Raw genomic sequence first — 22,762 nt, forward strand, 5'->3', positions numbered from 1 at the left:
TTCATGTTTGCTTTGCGTCTGGAGTCGGCGGCCCGTTTTCTCGATGTCATTGTCGAGCATTCGGGCCGCCTCGCATCCTGGACCGGCTTCGCGCTGGTCTGCGTCATGGCCTTCAATGTGCTGCTGCGCTACCTGTTCCATACCGGATCGGTGGCGATGCAGGAGCTGGAATGGCATCTCATGGCGCCGGTCTCGCTGCTCTGCATTGCCTATGCGATCAAGCATGAGGGCCATGTCCGCGTCGACATCCTCTACGGCCGTTTCCCGCCGTACATCAGGCAGGTGCTGGAAGTCGTCTCCTGCCTGGTTGCGGTCGCCTTTTCCGCCATCATCATCAAGCTCAGCATCGGCTATGTGATGCAGTCCTACCTGATCGGTGAGAAATCACCCGATCCGGGAGGGCTGCCCTATCGCTTTATCCTCAAGGCGATGATACCGGCCGGCTTCCTGCTGTTGCTGGTGCAGAGCCTGGCCGCGACGCTGCGGTCGCTGATTCCCTTTTTCGGTGGCGTGGTTCCGCCTGCCGCCCAACCAGACAAGCCGTTAGAACATGCCGCTGAATGAAATCCTGGCGCTGTCCTGTATCGCGTCCTTCTTCGTCCTGCTCGCGCTCGGCATTCCGGTCGCGCTGACGCTGGCGATCAGCGGTTTCTTCTTCGGCTGGCTCGGCTTCGGCTCGCTGCTGTTCAACCTGCTGCCGGCGCGCATCTATGGCGTCACCGCCAATTATACGCTGATCGCCATTCCGCTATTCGTCTTCATGGGCATGATGCTGGAGAAATCCCGCATCGCCGACGAACTGATGGAAGTGATCGGGCATCTGTCTGGCGGTTTGCGTGGTGGTATGGGGATCGGCATCGTGCTGGTCGGCGTGCTGATGGGCGCCACCACCGGCATCGTCGGCGCCACGATCGTAACTTTGGGCCTGCTCACGCTGCCGACCTTGCTCCGGCGCGGCTACAACAAGAGCATCGCCTGCGGCACCATCTGCGCCTCGGGCACGCTGGGTCAGATCATCCCGCCCAGCACGCTGATCATCCTGCTGGCCGATATCCTCGGTGAATCGGTCGGCACGCTGTTCGCTGCCGCGCTCCTGCCCGGCATGATGCTGGCCGGCATCTTCTGCATATATCTGCTTGCGCTCGGCATCTTCAAACCCGATTTGGTGCCGCCGATCCCGGCCGAGGAACGTTTCGCCATGAGCCGGCAGGAACTGCTGCGCAAGACCTTCAAGGTCGGCCTGCCGCCGATCGCGCTGGTGCTGGCCGTGCTCGGCTCGATCATCGGCGGCATCGCCGCGCCCACCGAGGCCGCCTCGATGGGCGCGCTGGGCAGCATTGTTGTGGCCGCCATCGCAGGGCGCTTCAACTGGAAAATGCTGAAGGAAACCGTTTACGCCACCGGGCGGATCACCGCTTCGATGATGTTCATCCTGATCTGCGCGCAGGTCTTTGCGCTGGCCTTCCGCGGGTTGCAGGGCGAGCAGCTGGTGCACGACTTCTTCAAGCTGGTGCCCGGCGGCATCGAGGGCGTGCTGTGGTTCATGATGTTCCTGATCTTCATCCTCGGCTTCTTCATCGAGTGGATCGAGATCAGCTACATCGTCGTGCCGCTGTTCCTGCCGGTGCTGCAGGCCGCTAATGTCGACATGGTCTGGGTCGCCACGCTGATCGCGCTCAACATGCAAACCTCCTTCCTGACGCCGCCGTTTGGCTGGGCGCTGTTCTACCTGCGCGGCGTGGCGCCGCCGCAGGTGACGACCATGGATATCTATAAGGGCGTGGTGCCGTTCATCGGCCTGCAGGTTTCCGCCGTGGTGATCCTGTTCTACACGCCGTCCATCGCCACCTGGCTGCCGCGGGCCATCGGTTGGTAAGAGATCGGCTGGTAAAGCGCACAGGCCTGTCGTAAGAAACCACCATGCTGAACACACCACGCGCCCGCCGGGGCATGGTCACCGCGCCCCATCATCTGGCTGCCGAAGCCGGCCTTGCCGTTTTGCGCGAGGGCGGCAACGCCATCGAGGCGACGGTGGCGATGGCCGCGGCGCTCACCGTGGTCTATCCGCATATGACCGGCATCGGCGGCGACGGCTTCTGGCTGATCGCGGCACCCGGCAAGGACCCTGTCGCGGTCGAAGCCTGCGGTCGCGCAGCAATCGCCGCCACGCCGGAGCTTTATAAATCCAGAGGTCTCGCTAGCATCCCGTGGCGCGGACCATTGGCGGCCAATACCGTGGCGGCGACCGTCAGCGGCTGGGGCGAGGCGCTGAAAGTCAGCGCCGAACTCGGCGGCCGGCTGCCGCTGTCGCGCCTGGTGCAGGATGCCGTCTGGCATGCCGAGAATGGTTTTGCCGTCACGCAGAGCCAGCACGATCTGACCACCGAGAAAATGCCGGAACTTAGGGACGCGCCGGGTTTCGCCGCGCGCTTCCTGCCCGACGGTGCGCCGCCGGCCGAACGCAGCCTGATGACGCTGCCGGCGCTGGGCGCGACGCTGAAAACCATCGGCGCACATGGCACGGAAGATTTCTATCGCGGCGCGCTGGCCAAACAGATCGCCGCCGATCTGGCCCGCGCCGGCAGTCCGGTGACGGGCGAAGATCTGGCGCGCCATCAGGCCCGCCGCGTCGCACCGCTCTCCGTGGCGCTGAAAGCCGCAAGGCTGTTCAATTTCCCGCCGCCGACCCAAGGGCTGTCGTCGCTGATGATCCTGGCGTTGTTCGAACGGCTGGGTGTGACGCAGGCTGAAGGTTTCGATCACATCCACGGCCTGGTCGAGGCCACCAAGCAGGCCTTCATCATCCGTGACCGCATCGTCGGCGATCCCGAGGCGATGCCCGAACCGCCGGAGAAATATCTCGAAGCCACCATCCTGGATGCGCTGGCCGCGACGATCGACCGCAAGACCGCGCTGCCCTGGCCGCAACCGGCCTCCGGCGGCGACACCACCTGGATGGGCGCGATTGATGCCAATGGCGTGGCGGTCAGCTTCATTCAGTCGATCTACTTTGAGTTTGGTTCGGGCTGCGTGCTGGACGAGACCGGCATCAACTGGCAGAACCGCGGCTCCAGCTTCCTCTTGGAAGGCAGCAGTCCGCGCCTGCTCACGCCCGGCCGCATGCCGTTCCACACCCTCAACCCCGCCATGGCGCGCTTTGCCGATGGCCGCGTGATGGTCTACGGCACCATGGGCGGCGAGGGGCAGCCGCAGACCCAGTCGGCCATCTTCACGCGCTACGGTCTGTACGGCCAGGGGCTGCAGCAGGCCGTCACCGCGCCGCGCTGGCTGCTGGGCAAGACCTGGGGCGAGAACAGCGTGACGCTGAAGCTGGAAAGCCGCTTCGATCCGGGGCTGGTCGCCGCCCTGAAGGCCGCCGGCCATGACGTGGAAATGCTCGGCGCCTTCACCGGCACCATGGGCCATGCCGGCGCCATCGTCCGGCATGCCGATGGCGTGCTGGAAGGCGCCACCGATCCGCGCAGCGACGGTGCGGCGGCGGGATTCTGACATCCCTGCCTAAAATTCGCCCCGACCGCCCCGAGCAAGGCAACTCCCGGCGGCCTTTGTCGTTTTCGCTGGACAGCCGGGCGGCATGTCGATTGCATCGTCTGGAGTAAATCCCGCCGAGAGAGCGCATGAGCATCCAGGTCGCCCTGCACCACCGTACCACCTACCGCTATGACAGGCTGATCAGCCTCGGGCCCCAGGTGGTGCGTTTGCGGCCAGCCCCGCATTGCCGCACGCCGATCGTCAGCTATTCGCTGAAAATCTCGCCCAAGGACCATTTCATCAACTGGCAGCAGGACCCGCAGGGCAACTATCTCGCCCGCCTGGTCTTCCCCGAACGCACAGATCATTTCGAGGTCACGGTCGATCTCGTTGCCGATATGGCGGTGATCAATCCGTTCGATTTCTTCCTCGAGCCGCAGGCCGAGGAGTTTCCCTTCGACTACGACCCCGACCTGAAGGAAGACCTCGCACCTTTCCGGCGCGTCGACGCCCCCGGCGCGCTGCTCAGCCGCTGGCTCGCCGCCGTGCCGCGCGAGAAAAAGCGCACCATCGATTTCCTCGTCGGGCTCAACCAGCGCCTGTCGAACGAGATCAAGTATCTCATCCGCCTGGAGCCCGGCGTGCAGACTGCCGAGCAGACCCTGCAGCTCGGCAGCGGTTCCTGCCGTGATACTTCATGGCTGCTGGTGCAGGCGCTGCGGCACCTGGGGTTCGCCGCGCGTTTCGTCTCAGGATATCTGATCCAGCTGGTCGCCGATGTGAAGGCGCTGGATGGTCCCTCGGGTCCGACGGCGGATTTCACCGATCTGCATGCCTGGGTCGAAGTCTATCTACCGGGTGCGGGCTGGATCGGCTTCGATCCGACATCGGGGCTGATGGCGGGCGAGGGGCATATTCCGCTGGCGGCCACACCGGAACCGCAATCGGCGGCGGCAATCAGCGGCGCCATCGAAAAGGCCGAGGTCGAATTCGACTACGACATGAAGGTGACGCGCTTCGCCGAAACGCCGCGCGTGACCAAGCCGATCCCGGATGAAGACTGGGAGAAAATGCTGCGCCTCGGCGATGCGGTGGATGCCCGGCTCAATGCCGGCGACATGCGTCTCACCATGGGCGGCGAGCCGACCTTCGTGTCGATCGACGACATGGAAGGGACGGAATGGAACACCGCAGCATTGGGCCCTGACAAACGCGAACTGGCCGGCAAGCTGCTGCGCCGGCTGGCGGATCGCTTCGCGCCGTCGCCGCTGCTGCATTACGGCCAGGGTAAATGGTATCCGGGCGAACAGCTGCCGCGCTGGGCGCTGAGCTGCCATTGGCGCAAGGATGGCGAACCGGTCTGGCGCGACCGCGCGCTGCTGGCGGCCGATGAAGATGCCGGAGATGGCTGCACCGTGCATGACGCCGATATCTTCGCGGCTACGCTGGCCGACAGGCTCGGCATCGATCCGGCGCATCGCGTGCCGGGCTTCGAGGATATCTGGTACTACCTGTGGCGCGAGCGCCGCCTGCCGGTGAATGTCGATCCGTTCAAGTCGCATCTGAAAGACGAGCAGGAACGCGCCCGCCTCAGCCGCATCTTCGAGCAGGGGCTCGACAAGGTGGTGGGCTACGCCATCCCGCTGACGCGCGAATGGACAGCGAACGGTGGCGCCAAGCGCTGGCGGTCGGGCGTGTGGTTCCTGCGGCCGCAGGCGATGTATCTGCTGCCCGGCGATTCTCCGATGGGCCTGCGCCTGCCGCTGGATTCACTGCCCTGGGTGGTAGCCAAGGATTATCCCGGCCGTCATCTGCCCGACACGATGGTAGCGCGTCCGCCGCTGCCGCCACTCGACAGGCCCTTGCAAAGCGCGCCGGCCGCAGCGATCGCGACAACGGCGCCGTTGCCGATGGATCGCAGCCTGATGCAGCGCCTGCAGGAGTGGTTCTCCGGTGGCGGTCGGGGCATGGCACCCGCTGCGGCGCCGCTGCAGCCGCTGGGGCCGCAGACACCGGCGCCGGCGATCCGCGAACAGGAGCCGCTGGCCACCCGGCCAGCCAACCAGCAGTCCGATCCCACCGTGGTGCGCACCGCGATGTGCATCGAGCCGCGTGGCGGCCTGCTGCATGTGTTCATGCCACCTTTCGATATGGCGGAAGACTATCTCGATCTGCTTGTCGCCGTGGAGGATACGGCCGCCCGGCTGGGCCGCAAGGTGGTGATCGAAGGCTATCCGCCGCCGCGCGATCCGCGCCTGATGAATTTCAGCGTCACGCCCGATCCCGGTGTCATCGAGGTCAACATCCATCCGTCGTCGAGCTGGCGCGAGCTCGCCGAGAAGACGTCGATCCTTTACGAGGAGGCGCGGCAGACACGGCTCGGCACCGAGAAGTTCATGCTCGATGGCCGCCATGTCGGCACCGGCGGCGGCAACCATGTCGTCATGGGCGCGGCGCAGCCGTTCGACAGTCCCTTCCTGCGCCGGCCCGATCTGCTCAAGAGCCTGGTCGGTTACTGGCAGAACCATCCCTCGCTGTCGTATCTGTTCTCCGGCCAGTTTATCGGCCCGACCTCGCAGCATCCGCGCGCCGATGAGGGCCGCGACGATGCGCTGATCAACCTGCGCATCGCGTTTGACGAAGTGGCGAAACATCCCGATCCGTCGCCCTGGCTGGTCGACCGCATTTTCCGCAACGTGCTGGTCGATATCACCGGCAATACCCATCGCACTGAATTCTGCATCGACAAGCTCTATTCGCCTGATGGCCCGACCGGCCGCCTCGGCCTGGTCGAGCTGCGCGCCTTCGAGATGCCGCCCGATCTGCGCATGAGCCTGGCGCAGCAGTTGCTGCTGCGCGGCCTGCTGGCCTGCTTCTGGGAACAGCCCTACCAGCGCAAGCCGATCTTCTGGAGCACGCGCCTGCATGACGAATTCCTGCTGCCGCATTTCTGCATGCAGGATTTCCATGATGTGCTGGACGACCTGAACCAGCAGGGCCTTGGCTTCGATCCGGCCTGGTTCGCGGCCCATGCCGAATTCCGTTTCCCGCAGATCGGCCAGCTGGCGGTGCGCGGCATGGAACTGGAACTGCGCCATGCGCTGGAGCCCTGGCATGTGCTGGGCGAGGAAGCTACGGCCGGCGGCACCGCGCGCTATGTCGACTCTTCGGTCGAGCGCCTGCAGGTGAAGATCAAGGGCCTGGTCGATGGCCGGCATGTCCTGGCCTGCAACGGCCGCGCCGTGCCGCTGCGCGCCACCGGCGTGGCGGGCGAATATGTGGCCGGCATCCGCTACAAGGCCTGGGGCCCGCCGAGCGCCATGCATCCCAGCATCGGCGTGCATACGCCGCTGGTGTTCGATCTGTTCGACAGCTGGTCGGGCCGCTCGCTGGGCGGGAGCACATATCACGTTGCGCATCCCGGCGGACGCAACTACGACACCTTCCCGGTCAATGCCAACGAGGCCGAGGCGCGCCGTCGTGCCCGCTTTTTCGCCATGGGCCACACGCCGGGCAGCATGCCGCCGCCGCAACCCGCCTCGTCGCGTGAACAGCCGCTTACCCTCGACCTGCGAACGGGTTAAACTTCCGGTCCGATTCGGACCGCGAAGGGTAGCCTTGTGAATTCGCCCCTGAAGGCCCCGGTTTCCCAACTGCCGCCAGCTCCGGGAACTCCGGCTGAGGCCTATGATGAGATGGTGACCGGCCAGGGCTTCATTCGTGGCCACTGGCAGCCGCTGCTCGCGACCTTGAGCGAACTCGGGCCGGCCGGTCTGCTGGAGCGCGCCGAACGCGGCCGCCAGTATCTCGAAGACGAAGGCGTCACCTACAATCTCTACGAACTGCCCGATGGCGCCGGCGGCGTGATCGCCCCGCCGCTGCCGGAACAGCGGCCATGGCAGCTCGATCCGGTGCCGGTGCTGCTCTCGGCCGAGGAATGGGAAACCATCGAGGCCGGCCTGGTGCAGCGCGCCCGGCTGCTCGATGCGGTGCTGCGCGATGTCTATGGTCCGATGGATCTGCTGCGCGATCACCGCATTCCGCCGGCGCTGGTCTATGGCCATCGTGACTTCCTGCGCGCCGGCCGCCGCACCGATGGCCAGACTCATGGCCGCATGCTGCAGCATTACGCCGCCGAACTGGTGCGCGGGCCCGATGGCGTCTGGCGCGTGATCGCCGACCGCACGCAGGCCCCTGCAGGGGCCGGGTACGCTTTACAAAATCGCCGCGTGATGTCGCGCCTGCTGGGCCAGGCGCTGCGGCAATGCCGCGTGCGGCCGCTGAATGCCTATTTCGAATACTGGCAGGCCGACCTCGCCAATCGCGCACCAAAGCTGCCCAGCGGCGCGGCACCTGACAATCCACGCCTCGTGCTGCTCACGCCGGGGCCATATAATGAAGCCTATTTCGAGCATATCTATCTGGCGCGCGAACTCGGCGCCACGCTGGTCGAGGGCGCCGACCTCACCATGCGCGAGGGCCGCATCTTCCTGAAGACGCTGGCGGGTCTTGAACTGGTCGACGTGATCGTGCGCCGGCTGGATGGCGAATGGTGCGATCCGCTCGAACTGCGCGCCGATTCCACGCTGGGTGTCGTCGGCCTGTTGCAGGCGGCGCGCGATGGCCAGGTGGCGGTGTACAACGCCATCGGCAGCGGACTGGCCGGTGCGCCGGCCCTGCATGCGTTTTTGCCGAACCTGTCGCAGCATCTGCTCGGCGAAGAGCTGGCGATGCCGTCGATCGCCACCTGGTGGTGCGGCCAGTCCTATGCGCTGAGCACCGTCGAGCAGAATTTCGAGAAGATGGTGGTGCGCGGCGCCTACGGCCTGAACGACCGGCCGGTCGTGGTGTCGACGTTGCCCGAAGCCGAACGCGCCAGCCTGCTGGCGCAGATCAAGGCGCATCCGGCCGATTATGTGGCGCAGGAATGCATCGTGCCGTCTGTGTCGCCCGGTCTCGGTCCGAACGGGCTGGAGCCGCAGCCGATCCTGCTGCGCGTGCAGCTGGTGGCTGATGGCGACGATTATGTGGTGATGCCGGGCGGGCTTGCCCGCGTGCCGGCGCGCAACGATCCTTTCGGTGCCACCCTGCAGCGCGGCGGCATCAACAAGGATGTCTGGGTCGTCGCCCGCGACCAGTCGCCCACGGTGATCCGCGGCAGCAGCACGCGGCAGCGGCTGACCCTGCGCCGCTCGTCCGGCACGCTGCAGAGCCGCGTGGCTGATGATCTGTTCTGGCTCGGCCGCAGCGTCGAGCGGCTCGATGACGGCGCCCGCCTGCTGCGGGCCGTGCTGTCGCGGCTGGTCGGCGAATTTGCCTCTGCGCGCGACATGGTGGAAATGGCCGTGCTGGCGCGCGCACTGGCGCGCTGCGGCATTCTTGACCAGCGTGCCGCCGGTGCGCCGCCCGATTCCGCGCTGTTTGCCAGTGCGATCACGCGCGCCTGCACCTCCGGGCAGCTTCTGGGCCAGACGCTGGATGGCATCGAGCGGCTGGCCGCCGTGTCGCGCCATCGCTACTCGGCCGATATGTGGCGCATGTTCAACCACCTGCTGGGCGAGCTGCGCCAGAGCCGGCCGGGCGCGGCGGGCGATGCCGATGCCATGCTGGAATTCTGCGACCAGATGATCCGCGCCACGGCGGCGATCGCCGGCATGCTGTCCGAACATATGACGCGCGGTTCGGGCTGGCGCTTCATCGATTTCGGCCGTCGGCTGGAACGCGCCGTCTTCATCACCCGCAGCGTCTCGGCCGCCACCACGGTGCTGGGCGCCAACAGCGACAGTGCCTTCCGCATCGCGCTGGAAGTCAGCGATTCCACGCTGACCTATCGCCGCCGCTATCGCGCCTCTCTGCAGGCCGCGGCCGTATTCGATCTGCTGCTGCTGGATGGCAGCAATCCGCATGCGCTGGCCTTCCAGCTCAATGCGATGGCGCAGCATCTCGATACCCTGCCGAACTCCGAAGCGCCACCGCGTGGCGCCGACTGCCTGGCGCTGACGCGGCCGTTCACCGATCTGGTCGGGCTGTTCGACCGCGACGAGATCAATCGCGAGGAGATGATCCAGCTGGCGGCGCGTCTGCGCGGCAGCCTGGATGCCGCCGGCGATGCGCTGATGGATATTTCCGACCAGCTGTCGCGCACCTATTTCAGCCACGTTCAGGTCGCCCGTGCATTCGGCTTTGGTTCCTGATGAAATACCGTCTGCGCCATACCACCTCGTACAGCTACTCCTGGGCGGTCGATATCTCGCACCACATGCTGCATCTCGCACTGCCGGACCTGCCGCGCCAGCGCGTGAAAAGCAGTGCCGTCAGCACGAGCCCTACCGCGGGCCGCGTGATCGAGCAGCGCGACCATTTCGGCAACCGCGTCACCTGCCTGACACTGGAAGAGTCGCATACGCGCTTCGATGTCGAGCTGCGCGCCGAGATCGAGGTCGATGCCTTCCTGCCGCCCGATCCATCAGCGACGCCGGCCTGGGAAGAGATTCGCGACGCGCTGGCCGGCGACGGCTTTCCCGAAATGGTGCTGGAAAGCGAATTCGTGCATGACTCGCCGCTGGCCCTGCCGAGCGACGACGCGATCCAGTATGCCCTGCAGAGTTTCACCGCCGGCCGGCCGGTGCTGGCTGCGGCACGCGACCTCACGCAACGCATCTTCACGGATTTCCGCTACGATCCGGCGGCCACCGAAATCTTCACGCCGGTCGCCGCCGTGATGCAAAAGCGCGCCGGCGTCTGCCAGGATTTCGCACATCTGCAGATTGCCATGCTGCGCGGCCTCGGCCTCGCCGCGCGCTATGTGTCAGGTTACATCCGCACGCAGAAGACGGGCGACGATCCCGAGACGGGCTTGCGCGGCGCCGATGCCAGCCATGCCTGGCTCAGCGTCTGGTGTGGGCCGGATCATGGCTGGATCGACCTCGATCCGACCAACAACCTGATCTGCTCGGATGAGCATGTGGTGGCCGCCATCGGCCGCGATTACGGCGATATCAGCCCGGTGCGCGGCGTGGTGCTGGGCGGCGGACCGCACCGGATCGGCGTCGCGGTCGAGTTGCTGCCGCTGTCTTAACAACTGAAATCCTCCGGCCCCGGTGCACCACTGGCCTGCCTCGCTGCTGGGCAGCCGCGCCGCCAGACGCCCGCCTCTTGGGCAGTGAACGCGGCTTTGCCGGAGCAAAAGGGCCCAAACCGCCCTGAAAACGCTGGCACGAAATCTGCTTTATGTAGAACGGCATCCGATGCCGAGGCGCATCGGGCTGCGAGTACCCCGGCTGCTGGGCTTTTGTTCGGCCCCGGGTGGCGAGACGGACACTTTACGCCGGCTGCGGGGTCTTCCCGCCAGCCGGCGTTTTTTTGCCGGACGGGCCCTGAATGCACCCGCCGGCCGCCGAAATTCCGGGAATTGTCCGCATGGCTTTGGCGGCGGACGAGAGCTAGGCTGGCCGCGCCGACAGAAAATACTCCGCCACGACACTCATCCCGGGGACGCCTCAACAATGAAACTCTACTACTCGCCGACCTCGCCCTATGTCCGCAAGGTCACCGTGCTTGCACTGGAAACCGGCCTCGACGCCAAGATCGAGCGCCTGGTCTCGCCGACCACGCCGATCGACCAGAATCCCGATGTGGCCAAGGCCAATCCGGTCGCCAAGGTGCCGACGCTGGTCACCGCCGACGGCCTGCATCTCTTCGACAGCCGCGTGATCTGCGAGTATCTCGACACGCTGCACGACAAGCCGAAATTCTTCCCGGCCAGTGGCCCCGAGCGCTGGAACGCATTGCGCCAGCAGGCACTGGGCGATGGCCTGCTCGATGCCGCCCTTCTGGCGCGCTACGAAGGCTTCCTGCGTCCGGAGGACAAGCGCTGGTCCGACTGGTCGGATGGCCAGATGAAAAAGGTGCATGGCGCGCTGGCCGAAATCGACGCCATCGCCAACGGGCTGGGTGATCGCGTCGATATCGGCACGGTCACGCTGGCCTGCGCGCTGGGCTACATGGACTTCCGCTATGCCGGCATTGGCTGGCGCCAGAAATATGCCAAAGCCGCCAGCTTCGCCGACCGCCTGTTCGCGCGGCCGTCCTTCAAGGCTACCATCCCCCCGGCCTGACCGGCCCTGCTTTGAGTCTGACAGCATGAGCGATGCGGCGTCCCCACGGCCCTGGCTGCAGGATCGCCGCGTCGCGCATCTGCTGTCCTTCTGGCGCGCGGCGCGTCCGGCGGTCGACCGGTTGCCGGCGCGCGCGGCGATGGATCCGGTGCGCCTTGGCCCCGATATCCTGCCCTATCTTGCGCTGGTCGAGGTCACGCATGGCGGGACGCGCTTTCGCTTCCGCCTGGTCGGCAGCAAGCTGATCGAGCATGCCGCGCTCGATCTCTCGGGTAGCTATATCGACGACCTCAATCCCAACACGGACTATGCCGAATACATCAACGGCCTGTACCGGCTTGGCCGCGATGCGCGACTGCCGGTGTATTCCGAAACGCGCTATCGCGCCGACAGCGGCCGTGTCGGCCTGACCCGCCGTCTGCTCTGTCCGCTGGCCGATGACGGCCTCGCGGTCGACCGCTTCGTCGCCGTGCAGGTTTTCGAGACCGATGACCGCATCGGCGATGCACCCACCTACACCTATGCCGCACGATTCCTGCCGGGCATCGCCAAGGCGCTGGCCGATGCGGATTAGTCACAAGATCGCATCCGGACGCGCCACCCTGGCTGCCGAAGTCAGCGGCAGCGGCAGCCCCGTTGTCTTCCTGCATGCCGCCGTCTGCGACAGCCGGATGTGGCGCGCGCAGCTGGATGCCGCCGCCGCAAGCCATCTCGCCATCGCTTACGACAGACGCGGCTTTGGCCAGACCGTGGCTGAAACGGAAGATCACTCGGCGGTTGGCGATCTGCTGTCAGTGATCGATACCGTGGCGCCGGGCGCGCCGGCCATCCTGGTGGCCTGCTCCCAGGGCGGGCGTGTCGCGCTCGATGCAGCATTGCTGCATCCGGCGCGTATCCGTCATCTGGTGCTGATTTCGCCCTCGGTATCAGGTGCGCCGGATCCGGTGCTGTCGCCTGAAATCCAGGCGCTGATGGCGGCGCAAAAGACGGCGGAAGATGCCGGCGATCTGGATCGCGTGAATGCCCTGAAGGCGCATCTCTGGCTGGATGGCCCGCTGCAGCCCGAGGGCCGTGTCAGCGGTCCCGCGCGCGAGCTCTTCCTCGATATGAACGGCATTGCGCTACGCGCGTCGCCGGCCGGGGCAAATATTGATACCGTAACGGCCTTCCGGCGACTGGGCGAGATCACGGCGCCGGCGCTGGTGATCTGCGGCGAGGCCGATTTCTCACATATCCACGCACGCAGCCGCGACATGGCCGCGGCAATGCCGAATGCGTCGTTCCACTCGCTGCATGGCGCGGCGCATCTGCCGAGCCTGGAGCGCCCGGCAGACATCGCGCGTCTGCTGATGGCCTATCTCGCCGGAACTTAAGCGGCCGTCAGCATTCGCCTGCGATCTTCCACCACGCGGTCGGCCAGCTTTCCCGCCAGCTCCTGCAGATGGTCGAAGCGCGAACTGAAGCCGCCGACGCCCAGCGTCATCGAGCGCAGTTCGACGGCCAGGTCATGCATCTCGGCTTCGGGCAGATAGCATTCGATCTCGTCCCAGCCCGGCCAGTCGGCGCGGGCGCTGATGCCGAGAATCTGGCCGCGCCGCGACGACACGATGGCATGCACCTTCGCCGTATATTCGGTCGGCACCGTGAAGGTGACGGCCTGGATCGGCTCCAGCAGCACCGGCGCGCATTTGCTCAGGCCCTCGGTCATCGCCAGCCCGCCGCAGGTGCGGAAGGCCTGATCCGATGAATCGACCGAGTGATACTGCCCGTCGGTCAGCGTCACCATCACATCCACCACCGGGAAGCCGAGCGGGCCTTTGACCAGCGAGTCCCGGACGCCTTCATCCACCGCCGGGATGAAATTCTTCGGGATCGCGCCGCCGACCACGCGGTTGACGAAGTGATAGCCGGCGCCGCGTGCTTGAGGCGCGATATCCACCTTGATGTCGGCGAACTGGCCATGGCCGCCGGACTGCCGCTTGAAGCGGGCATGCTGATACGCGCCATGGCGGATCGTCTCGCGGTATTCGGTCTGCGGCGCGCTGCTATGCACGCCGACATTGAAGCGGTGCTGCAGCTTGTCGAGGCTGAGCTTGAGGTGGATTTCACCCTGGCCCTTCAGCCGCAATTCACCGCCGCCCTGTTCCATGACCAGGCTGGGATCTTCCTCGCACAGCTTGTGCAACGCCGCGGTCAGCTTCACGTCGTCCTTGCGGTCGGTCGGATGCAGCGCCATGGCATGCACCGGCTGGGCGGGGCGCGGCCAGTCGGCAATCGCGCGGCCGCTGCCGTCGCTGCCCAGATGCTGGCCGGTGCTGATCTCCTCCAGCCGGCCGAGGCCGACGATATCGCCGGCCCGTGCCTGCGCCATCTTCTCGCTCTGGCCACCCATCATGCGGTACAGACCGCTCAGGCGCCGGCCGCCGAGCTGCGCATTCTCACTGATGCTGCCGCGCCACAGTCGCGCCAGGCTCAGCTTGCCGGTGTGTGACATGTGCAGCGTCTTGAACACGGTGGCGCTGAGGCCGTCGCCCTTGCTGTCGTCGGCATCGACATCCAGCCGCGTCATGGTTTCCTCGTGATGCGGCGCTTCGTGGCGGAGCGCCTTCCACAGCCGCAGAACGCCATTGCCATGTTCGGCAGAGCCGAAGAAGACCGGCACGATCAGGTCCTCGGCCAGATCCTTGCGCAGGCGACTGTAGATGTCCTTCGGCGCCGGCACGCGGTCTTCCAGCAGCTGTTCCAGCAGCGTGTCGTCGAAATCTGCGATGGTTTCCAGCAATTGCTGCCGTGCCTCGGTTTCGCGCGGCCGCACGCTGTCGGGCATCTCGACCAGGTCGGACACCTTGTTCTCGCGCCACAGATACGCGCGTTCCGACACCAGGTCGACATAGCCGGTGATCGCGTCATTCTCGCGGATCGGCACCTCGCGCAGCACCAGCGGCTTGGAGGAGACCTGCTGCAGCGCCGAGAGCAGGTCGCGCATGCGGATGCTGGTCTTGTCCAGCTTGTTGACGAACATCACATGCGGAATGCGGCGCTCATCCAGGAAGCGCAGCAGCGGCGCCAGGGTCACGGCGCGGGCGGGATCGGGTTCGGCTACCACGATGGCGATATCGGCCACCATCAGCGCGCTCATCGCTTCCTGCGCCAGTTCGACTGATCCGGGACAATCGAGAAAAACCCAGGGCTCGTCGAGGAAACGGCAATGCGTGACATTCGGCTCGATGGTCATCTGCCGGCTGCGCGCTTCGGCGCTGGCATCGCCCACCGATGTGCCGGCGGCGACGGCGCCTTTGCGCGCAATCGCGCCGGCCACGAACAGCAGCGCCTCCATCAGGCTGGTCTTGCCTGCCGTGTAAGGCCCCACGATGGCGGCGACGCGGGGACTGCTGAGTACACTGGGCGAGGATTCTTTGGGCGAGGATTGAGCGGTGTTGGGCATGATCGGTCTCCTCTGTGCGGCATGGATATGCGGCAGGCCTGGAAGGCGGTGGGACCGGTCTTGCTGCCGGTCTCAGACGGACGGAACAGCGTTTAACCCTGCCCCAAGGATTCCATAGAACCCGGCGAGGCGATAGCGGATTCGATCCACAGGGGTGTCGCAGCTTGGCCGTGGACGGAGGGATCGCCCCGGCGTCGTATGACCGGGCCGGCTATGCCCGCAAGGAGGAGGGCGATCCCGTAACCGCATGACGAGTCGCAAGGATTCTGTGTTTTACGGTCCGGTTTCATACTAAAGTCGAACGCATGATTCGGCGGGGGCGTGCCGGGGGGCACGCATCGCCACTGCATCGTCAGCAGGGAAAGCGGATGCAGCCAGACGCACTGGGGGACAACATCCATGCTTGATCGCTATTTCAAACTGGCCGAGAACGGCACCACGGTGAAAACCGAGGTGCTGGCCGGTGTCACCACCTTCCTCACCATGGCCTATATCATCTTCGTCAATCCGGCGATCCTGGGTGATGCCGGCATCGACAAGGGCGCGGCCTTCGTCGCCACCTGCCTGGCCGCTGCCATCGGCACCGCAATCATGGGCCTTTATGCGAATTACCCGGTCGCCCTGGCGCCGGGCATGGGCCTGAACGCCTATTTCACCTACGGCGTCGTGCTCGGCATGGGCCATAGCTGGCAGGTCGCGCTCGGCGCGGTCTTCGTCTCCGGCATCCTGTTCCTGATCCTCTCCATCCTGCCGGTGCGCGAGAAGATCATCAATTCGATCCCGATGTCGCAGAAATACGCCATCGGTGCCGGTATCGGCCTGTTCCTCGGCCTGATCGGCCTGAAGAATGCCGGCATCGTGGTGGATCATGCCGCCACGCTGGTCGGCCTGGGCAAGCTGATGAGCCCCGCCGTCGGCATGGCGATCCTCGGCTTCTTCGTGATCGCCATCCTCGACTATCGCAAGGTGCCCGGCGCGATCATGATCTCGATCCTCGGCGTCACCGTGCTCGGCATCGCGCTCGGCCTGTCGAAGTTCGGCGGTCTGGTGTCGGCGCCGCCCAGCCTGGCGCCCACGCTGCTGCAGATGGATGTCAAGGGCGCGCTGTCGCTCGGCCTGCTCACCATCGTCTTCGCCTTCCTGATGGTCGATCTGTTCGACACGGCGGGCACATTGGTTGCTGTCGCGCCGCGCGCCGGCCTGATGAACAAGGACGGCACGCTGAAGCGGCTCGGCCCCGCGCTGGTGGCCGATGCCACCGCCACGGTGGCTGGTGCCGCGCTCGGCACCTCCACCACCACCAGCTACATCGAATCGGCAGCCGGCATCCGTGTCGGCGGCCGCACCGGACTGACCGCGGTTGTGGTGGCGATCCTGTTCCTGCTGGCGCTGTTCTTCGCCCCCCTGGCCGGCTCGATCCCGGTCTATGCCACTGCGCCGGCGCTGATCTTCGTGGCCTGCGTCATGGCCAGCAGCCTGGCCAAGATCGATTGGGAAGACATCACCGAATATCTGCCGGCGGTGGTCACCGCAGTGATGATGCCCTTCACCTTCTCGATCGCCACCGGCATCGGCCTCGGCTTCATCACCTATGTCGTGCTGAAGCTCTTCACCGGCCGTGCCAAGGATATCCATCCGGTAATGGCAGCCGTGTCGCTGGTCTTCCTGATCAAGTTCATCGTCGCGTAATAACGCCACATCTGAAACGACGCGGGCGGCCCGAAAGGGCCGCCCGTTTTCGTTTTGCCTTTATCGTCATGCCGGCTCAAGGCCGGGGTGACGGATATGGAATTACCCCAGAAGATCCGCCGTCTCGGGATGCCGCTTCATCCAGGCCGCCGCGTAGCTGCACAGCGGAACCAGCTTCTCGTTCTTCTGCCGCGCCAGTTCAACAATGCCCTGCATCAGCCGGCCGGCCGCGCCGGTGCCCCGCAATGCAACGGGTGACTCGACATGCAGCAGCGCGACTGTATCCCCGGTCCGGCGATAGCGCGCGAACACGATCTGGCCCTCGACGGGCATCTCATACTGGCTTCTGGCGGTGTTGTCGGTGACGTCGCTCATACCAATAATCTGGTGAGGCGCGCCGCGCTGATCAAGTCCTATTTGCGCACAGCGAGGCCAAGCAGGATGCCGCCCAGCAGCACCACCACGCCGATGATCTCGGTGCGTGAGGGTTTTTCGCGAAACACCAGATACGACATCAGGAAGGTGAAGATCATCTCGCTCATGCCCAGCATGCGCACATAGGCTGCCGTCATCAGCGCCATGGCGGTGAACCAGCCGGCCGAGCCGGCGGCCGAGGCGAAGCCGACCACCAGGCCGGGCCGCCAGGCGGCGATCACGCGGCTGATCTCGCCCGGCTCGCGCCACAGCAGATAGACCAGCATCAGCGCGATCTGCAGCACGATGGCATGCACCAGCGTCGTGGCGGCGGCCAGTGGCAGGAAGTCTTCGCCGAGCGAAAGAGAGGCCGCGCGGAAGCCGATGGCCGAGACGGCGAACAGCGCGCCCGAGCCGATGCCGATCAGTGCGGATTTTTCCATCCAGCCGAACAGGAACGACTTCAGCGCATTGTCGCTGCCCTTCAGCGAGATCAGCAGCACGCCGACGGTGCCGATCACGATGGCCGCTACACCCGCCGTGCTGACCGGTTCGGCCAGGATCAGCATGCCGAAGGCGGCGGCCTGCAGCGCCTCGGTTTTCGAATAGGCGGTCGCGACGACGAAGTTGCGCATCGACAGCGCCAGAATGAGGAGATTGGTGGCGAGGATCTGCGCCACGCCACCCATGGCAACCCAGGCATAGAATTCGGTATGGCCCTCCGGCAGCGAGCGACCGGTGAAATACAGGCAGGCGGCCAGATAGGCAGCCGCCAGCGGCAGGCCATAGGCGAAGCGCACGAAGCTGGCGCCATTGGTGCTCAGCCGGCCCTTCAGCTGTTTCTGCAGGCCGGTGCGCAGCGTCTGGCAGGCCGCCGCCCAGATGGTGATCGGTATCCAAGCCCATTCCATGCTGCAGAATTAGCCTGTCGCCCATGCAATGGGCAAATGAGAAACGCGCTCATGGGCCTTGAGGAATATTCCCGCAGCGCCGGACGTTTGCTGTAGGCTGGCGCGAGTCGGCAGATGTCATTGCCGGCCTGTTCTGGAGCCCTCATGCGCTGGCGCGTCATCATCGCATCCGTGGCTGCCGGCCTGCTGTTTGCCTGCCAGATCATGTCTGGAGGCGCGGCGGCGGCAGAGGTCTGGCGCATCGCCTGCGACGACAATTTCCCGCCCTACAATTTCGTCGATGGCGACAAGGTCGTCGGCCTCGATGCCGAGATCGTCGCCGCCATGGTGAAACAGGCCGGTGCCGAGGTGGATTTCGAGCCGCAGCCCTGGAGCCGCGTGCAGGACATGCTGGAACGTGGCGAGGTGGATGCCGCCTTCCAGTTCGTCGGCCGGCCAGACCGGTTTGAAAAGTATTTCATGATCGGCCCGCATCGCATGGGGCAGACGGTGTTTGCCGCACGCAGCGGCAGCACCATTGCGGTGCGCGATGTCAACGATCTGCGCGGCTATCGCATCGGTGCGATCCGCGGCTACACCTACGGGCCGGCCTTCGATGACGCGACCGGTCTGACCAGGGACACGACGGCGGGCGACAACCTGCAGCTGGTGCGCATGCTGGCGGCCGGTCGTGTCGACCTGATCATCGGCGACCGCGAGGCGCTGAGCCATTTCGCCCGTACCGCCGGGCTGCATGCGCAGTTGCAGATGCTGCAGCCGGTGCTGTCCGAAGTGCCGCGATTTATTGCCGTGCCGCGCAGCAAGCCGGCGATCGCCGCGCGGCTGGACAAGGCGCTGGTCGATCTGCGCCGCAATGGCGGACTGGCGGAGATACTGAAGAGGTGGGAGTAAAAGTCTGGGCTCCCGCCAGGAAGATTTCCCTGGGCGGGAGCGACGAAATTTATCTCGTCATGCCCGCGAAGGCGGGATCCAGTCTTTAAATGTCACCCCTTCGCCTGCAGCCGCGCCACCACCTCGATCAGCTGATCCGCCACCTGGCCCCAGCCTTCGTGGAAGCCCATCTGCTCATGCGCCTGCAGGTCTTCATCCGACCAGTGACGCGCGCGCGCCGTGTAGCGCGTCTTGCCGTTGCCGAGGTCCTCGAATGTGGTGATCGCCACCATGAAGGCCTTCTCGGTCGGCTGCCAGCCCGGCGTGAAGGCATCGGTGGAGACAATGCGTTCGTTCGGCACCACTTCGAGGAACACGCCGTCGCAAGGATATTCCGCGCCGTTGGTCGGGTCCTTCATGGTGAACTTGAAGCGGCCGCCGGCGCGGAAGTCGATCTCGGTGTCGGTGATGCTCAGCGGCTTCGGCGCGAACCATTCGGCCAGATGATGAGTCCAGGCGCGGTAGACCAGCGCCGGGGGCGCATCGATCACGCGGGTCAGCGACAGTTCGCGGGTGGCGGCAGTCTGAAGATTGGTCATGGCGTTCATCTGTTGGGTCCTTTCCGGTGTTGATACCTCAAGGACGGGGTGGGACAGGACAATCCGACACGCGGCCGGATTTTTTTCAGGCAGTTTTCGACAGCTTGTCGAGGTGCTGGCGGATATGGGCGGCCTCGGCCGGGGTGCGGGCCAGCGCAATGGCGCGGTCGAAAGCCACGCGGGCGTCCTCATTGCGACCGAGCTGCTGCAGCAGCGCGCCTTTCACGCCGAAGAAATAGAAGTAATTCGCCAGTGCCGGGCCCAGCGGCTCGATCAGGTCGAGCGCGGCTTCCGGGCTGTCGGCTTTCGAGACCGCGACGGCGCGGTTGAGCGCGATCACCGGCGAGGGCTGCATGCGTTCCAGCGTCGTGTAAAGCTGTACGATCTGTGCCCAGTCGGTGTCTTCCGCTTGCGCCGCACGCGCATGCAGCGCGGCGATGGCGGCCTGCACCTGCATGGGCCCTGGCTTCGCATGCCGCACCGCCTTGTCGAGCAGGGCGAGGCCTTCCTGGATCAGGTCGGCATCCCAGCGCGAACGATCCTGGTCGTCCAGCAGGATGATCTGGCCGTCGGCATCCAGCCGCGCCCCGGCGCGGGCATGCTGCAGCAGCATCAGCGCGGTGAGTCCCATGATCTCGGGTTCGGAGGGGAACAGCCGCAGCAGCAGGCGGGCGAGGCGGATCGCCTCGGCGCAGAGCGGCTGGCGGATCAGCGCATCGCCGCCGCTGGCGGAATAGCCTTCGTTGAACAGCAGGTAGAGCATCGCCGCCACCACGCCGAGCCGCTCGACGCGTTCGGCCGCACCCGGCGTGGCGAAAGCGATCTCGGCTTCGCCGATGCGGCGCTTGGCCCGGGTGATGCGCTGCTCCATCGCGCTTTCGCTGACCAGAAACGCGCTGGCGATCTCGGCCACCGTCAGGCCCGACACGATGCGGAGCGCGAGCGCGATCTGCTGCGTGTTCGGCAGATCGGGATGACAGCAGATGAACAGCAGCCGCAGGATGTCGTCGCGATACTGCGCGCCGTCCAGCCGTTCGGCCATGTCGTCCTGCACATCTCCCCCGTCGGTGAGGCTGTCATCCTCCGGCAACGCGACATGCTTCAGGCTGCGGCGTGCGTCATCGACGCCGGAATTGCGCCCGACAAAAATCAGCCAGGCGGCCGGATCGCGCGGCGGGCCTTTCCCGGGCCAGTTCTGCAGGGCGCGCAGGCAGGCTTCCTGGAAGGCTTCTTCCGCACGATCCAGATCGCCGCGGAAATAGCGCAGCAATGCGGCCACCGCCTGTGGCCGGGCGGATTTCAGTGCGGTGTCGATCCAGGTCAGGTCGGTCACGAAATCATGGTCTCCCGTTTCTCAGTGTCAGGAATGAAGGCGCGCAGCGGACGAATCTCGAAGGCGCCGCTGCCGCCATCGCCGTTTTTGCCGGCCATGCCGCGCGCGATGTCGACGGCCTCGTCCAGCGAGGCGACGTCGATCACATACAGGCCGAGCAGCTGCTCTTTGGTTTCGGCGAACGGCCCGTCGATCACGACGGGTTCGGCGCCATAGCGCACCGTGGTGGCGGCAGTGGTGTTCATCAGGCGCAGGATGGGCCCAAGCTGGCCCTTTGCGGCCAGCTTGTCGGTGACGGTGCGGCGCTTGGCGATTACCGCGTCGTCCTTGGCCTTGGGCCAGGCTTCCACGGCGGCTTCGTCGTTGTAGCAAAGGATGGCGTAAAGCATCGGTGCAGGTTCCTGTTGAATCCAAGGACGTGGAAGTATGGCCCAATCCGACAGGCCGGGCCGACAGGCGGGATGAAAAATCTCTGCATATAATTCAGTCCATTACCTGAAAGGTCATGGTCGGACCCGCGCTGCGCGTCACGGCGGTAAACACGTCGGCCGATAGTAAAATTCAATAATTAAGCCGCAGCGCTTGTATTTTATTGCCGGCCAGACCGGCGATTGCTACAAAACGCGGCCCTTTTCAGCCGGTCTTTCATGTCCTCGCTTCTCGGTTTCTTCAGGCATCAGCTGCCAAATCTCGGCCCGATCACCTATGGCGAAAGCCTGCGGGCCTGCTTCGGTGTGCTGGTTGGCATCCTGATCACCGGTCTGCTCAGCCGCGCAGCGCTAGGGCCCAGCAACCTGCCGGTGCTGATCGCGCCGCTTGGCGCCTCGGCCGTGCTGCTGTTCGCCATGCCGTCGAGCCAGATGGCGCAGCCCTGGTCGATCCTCGGCGGCAATATCGTCTCGGCGCTGATCGGCACGGCTGTGTTGCGCCTGCTGCAGCTCGGCCTGCTGTCGGATCTGCTGCCGGCGGCGGCACTGGCGGCGGCGCTGGCAATCGCAGCGATGTATCTGCTGCGCTGCCTGCATCCGCCGGGTGGCGCGGTGGCGCTCACCGCCGTGCTCGGCGGTCCGGCCATCCAGGAGGCTGGCTTCAGCTTCGCCTTCTGGCCGGTGGGCCTGAGCTCGCTGCTCATGCTGGTGGTGGCCTTTGCCTTCAACAACCTGACCGGCCGCCGCTATCCGCATCTCACGGCTGTCCCGCGCAGCATCCACAACACCAAAGACCCGCTGCCCAGCCGCCGCGTCGGCGTCACGCCGGACGATGTCGCGCAGGTGCTGCAGCAGCAGGACGAAATCTACGATGTCAGTCCCGAGGATCTCGGCCGTCTGGTGCAGCAGGCCGAAATGCAGGCCTGGCATCGCCGCAGCGGCGAGGTGCGCATCGACGACATCATGTCGCGCGACGTGGCGGTGGCGACGCCGGAGATGCCGCTGCGCGCCGCCTGGGCGCGGATGCGCGGCCATCGCATCAAGGCACTGCCGGTGGTGGACGATGCGAACCGCGTGGTCGGGATCGTCACCCAGACCGATTTCATGGTCCATGCCGGCTGGTATGCCGAACCGCGCTCGCTGCGGGGTCTTGGCAGCTTCATCCGCCGCGCCAGCTGGCGCAACTGGCCGCTGGCCAAGACGGTCGACCAGGTCATGACCGCCGATGTGCAATGTGTAAGTCCTGAGCTGCGCGTCACCGAGCTGGTGCCGGTGATGGCTGATCTCGGCCGCCATCATCTGCCGGTGGTGGATGGCGAACGCCGCCTGGTCGGCATCGTCACGCAGTCGGATCTGATCGCCGCGCTGTTCCGCCGCCGCCTGGTGACATCCTCGGCGGCCTGACCGTCCTGAACTTCTGGCCTCCGGAACGGTTCTTGACTGTATCGCCCCGCAGTCAGGAGC

18 protein-coding genes are annotated in these 22,762 nt (G+C 65.6%); 12 read left to right on the plus strand and 6 right to left on the minus strand.

The window, feature by feature from the left end; genetic code table 11:
- The first annotated feature begins 3 nt into the window (after positions 1-3).
- The 9 genes from FNB15_RS09090 (at position 4) to FNB15_RS09130 (ending at position 12,982) form a co-directional block, all read left to right on the plus strand.
- Positions 4-564 carry a TRAP transporter small permease subunit gene (locus FNB15_RS09090; protein WP_144068389.1) on the plus strand — a complete coding sequence of 187 codons (561 nt, stop codon included), beginning with the start codon at positions 4-6 and terminating at the stop codon, positions 562-564.
- On the plus strand, positions 551-1,876 hold the full coding sequence (locus tag FNB15_RS09095) for a TRAP transporter large permease (RefSeq protein ID WP_144068390.1): 1,326 nt from the start codon (positions 551-553) through the stop codon (positions 1,874-1,876). The genes FNB15_RS09090 and FNB15_RS09095 overlap by 14 nt, the downstream gene beginning before the upstream one ends.
- A gap of 44 nt (positions 1,877-1,920) precedes the next feature.
- Positions 1,921-3,510, plus strand: coding sequence for a gamma-glutamyltransferase family protein (locus tag FNB15_RS09100; protein WP_144068391.1), 1,590 nt, complete (start codon positions 1,921-1,923; stop codon positions 3,508-3,510).
- A gap of 128 nt (positions 3,511-3,638) precedes the next feature.
- On the plus strand, positions 3,639-7,076 hold the full coding sequence (locus tag FNB15_RS09105; RefSeq protein ID WP_144068392.1) for a transglutaminase family protein: 3,438 nt from the start codon (positions 3,639-3,641) through the stop codon (positions 7,074-7,076).
- A gap of 36 nt (positions 7,077-7,112) precedes the next feature.
- Positions 7,113-9,686, plus strand: coding sequence for a circularly permuted type 2 ATP-grasp protein (locus FNB15_RS09110; protein ID WP_144068393.1), 2,574 nt, complete (start codon positions 7,113-7,115; stop codon positions 9,684-9,686).
- Positions 9,686-10,570, plus strand: coding sequence for a transglutaminase family protein (locus FNB15_RS09115; RefSeq protein WP_144068394.1), 885 nt, complete (start codon positions 9,686-9,688; stop codon positions 10,568-10,570). The genes FNB15_RS09110 and FNB15_RS09115 overlap by 1 nt, the downstream gene beginning before the upstream one ends.
- 427 nt (positions 10,571-10,997) lie before the next feature.
- Positions 10,998-11,609 carry a glutathione S-transferase gene (locus FNB15_RS09120; RefSeq protein ID WP_144068395.1) on the plus strand — a complete coding sequence of 204 codons (612 nt, stop codon included), beginning with the start codon at positions 10,998-11,000 and terminating at the stop codon, positions 11,607-11,609.
- Between the two features lie 25 nt (positions 11,610-11,634).
- A complete protein-coding gene (locus tag FNB15_RS09125) occupies positions 11,635-12,183 on the plus strand; it encodes a PAS domain-containing protein (protein WP_185973789.1) in 549 nt (182 codons plus the stop codon).
- On the plus strand, positions 12,173-12,982 hold the full coding sequence (locus tag FNB15_RS09130; protein WP_144068397.1) for an alpha/beta fold hydrolase: 810 nt from the start codon (positions 12,173-12,175) through the stop codon (positions 12,980-12,982). Before FNB15_RS09125 ends, FNB15_RS09130 begins: the two co-directional genes overlap by 11 nt.
- Here FNB15_RS09130 and FNB15_RS09135 read toward each other — a convergent pair.
- A complete protein-coding gene (locus FNB15_RS09135; RefSeq protein ID WP_144068398.1) occupies positions 12,979-15,054 on the minus strand; it encodes an elongation factor G in 2,076 nt (691 codons plus the stop codon). The genes FNB15_RS09130 and FNB15_RS09135 overlap by 4 nt on opposite strands.
- Positions 15,055-15,453: 399 nt before the next feature.
- Between FNB15_RS09135 and FNB15_RS09140 the strand changes: the two genes are divergently transcribed.
- Complete coding sequence (locus FNB15_RS09140; RefSeq protein ID WP_144068399.1) at positions 15,454-16,743, plus strand: NCS2 family permease; 1,290 nt, start codon at positions 15,454-15,456, stop codon at positions 16,741-16,743.
- A gap of 102 nt (positions 16,744-16,845) precedes the next feature.
- Here the strand turns inward: FNB15_RS09140 and FNB15_RS09145 are convergent, their stop codons facing one another.
- On the minus strand, positions 16,846-17,118 hold the full coding sequence (locus tag FNB15_RS09145) for a GNAT family N-acetyltransferase (RefSeq protein ID WP_144068400.1): 273 nt from the start codon (positions 17,116-17,118) through the stop codon (positions 16,846-16,848).
- 38 nt (positions 17,119-17,156) lie between these two features.
- Complete coding sequence (locus FNB15_RS09150) at positions 17,157-18,068, minus strand: EamA family transporter (RefSeq protein ID WP_144068401.1); 912 nt, start codon at positions 18,066-18,068, stop codon at positions 17,157-17,159.
- 144 nt (positions 18,069-18,212) lie between these two features.
- Between FNB15_RS09150 and FNB15_RS09155 the strand changes: the two genes are divergently transcribed.
- Positions 18,213-18,959 (plus strand): substrate-binding periplasmic protein, encoded by a 747-nt coding sequence (locus FNB15_RS09155; RefSeq protein WP_185973790.1) that lies wholly within the window; start codon positions 18,213-18,215, stop codon positions 18,957-18,959.
- A 92-nt stretch (positions 18,960-19,051) separates the two neighbouring features.
- On the opposite strand, the gene FNB15_RS09160 is transcribed toward FNB15_RS09155, so the two are convergent.
- The 3 genes from FNB15_RS09160 to FNB15_RS09170 all read right to left on the minus strand — a co-directional run bounded on the left by FNB15_RS09160 (position 19,052) and on the right by FNB15_RS09170 (position 21,259).
- Complete coding sequence (locus tag FNB15_RS09160) at positions 19,052-19,537, minus strand: SRPBCC family protein (RefSeq protein WP_221932781.1); 486 nt, start codon at positions 19,535-19,537, stop codon at positions 19,052-19,054.
- Between the two features lie 85 nt (positions 19,538-19,622).
- Positions 19,623-20,870, minus strand: a complete 1,248-nt coding sequence (locus FNB15_RS09165) for an RNA polymerase sigma factor (RefSeq protein ID WP_144068404.1) — start codon at positions 20,868-20,870, stop codon at positions 19,623-19,625.
- Positions 20,867-21,259, minus strand: a complete 393-nt coding sequence (locus tag FNB15_RS09170; protein WP_144068405.1) for a YciI family protein — start codon at positions 21,257-21,259, stop codon at positions 20,867-20,869. The genes FNB15_RS09165 and FNB15_RS09170 overlap by 4 nt, the downstream gene beginning before the upstream one ends.
- A 258-nt stretch (positions 21,260-21,517) precedes the next feature.
- Between FNB15_RS09170 and FNB15_RS09175 the strand changes: the two genes are divergently transcribed.
- Positions 21,518-22,702, plus strand: a complete 1,185-nt coding sequence (locus FNB15_RS09175; RefSeq protein ID WP_144068406.1) for an HPP family protein — start codon at positions 21,518-21,520, stop codon at positions 22,700-22,702.
- Positions 22,703-22,762: the final 60 nt, after the last annotated feature.

It is taken from the genome of Ferrovibrio terrae, from assembly GCF_007197755.1.
In the GTDB taxonomy this organism is placed as follows: Bacteria; Pseudomonadota; Alphaproteobacteria; order Ferrovibrionales; family Ferrovibrionaceae; genus Ferrovibrio; species Ferrovibrio terrae.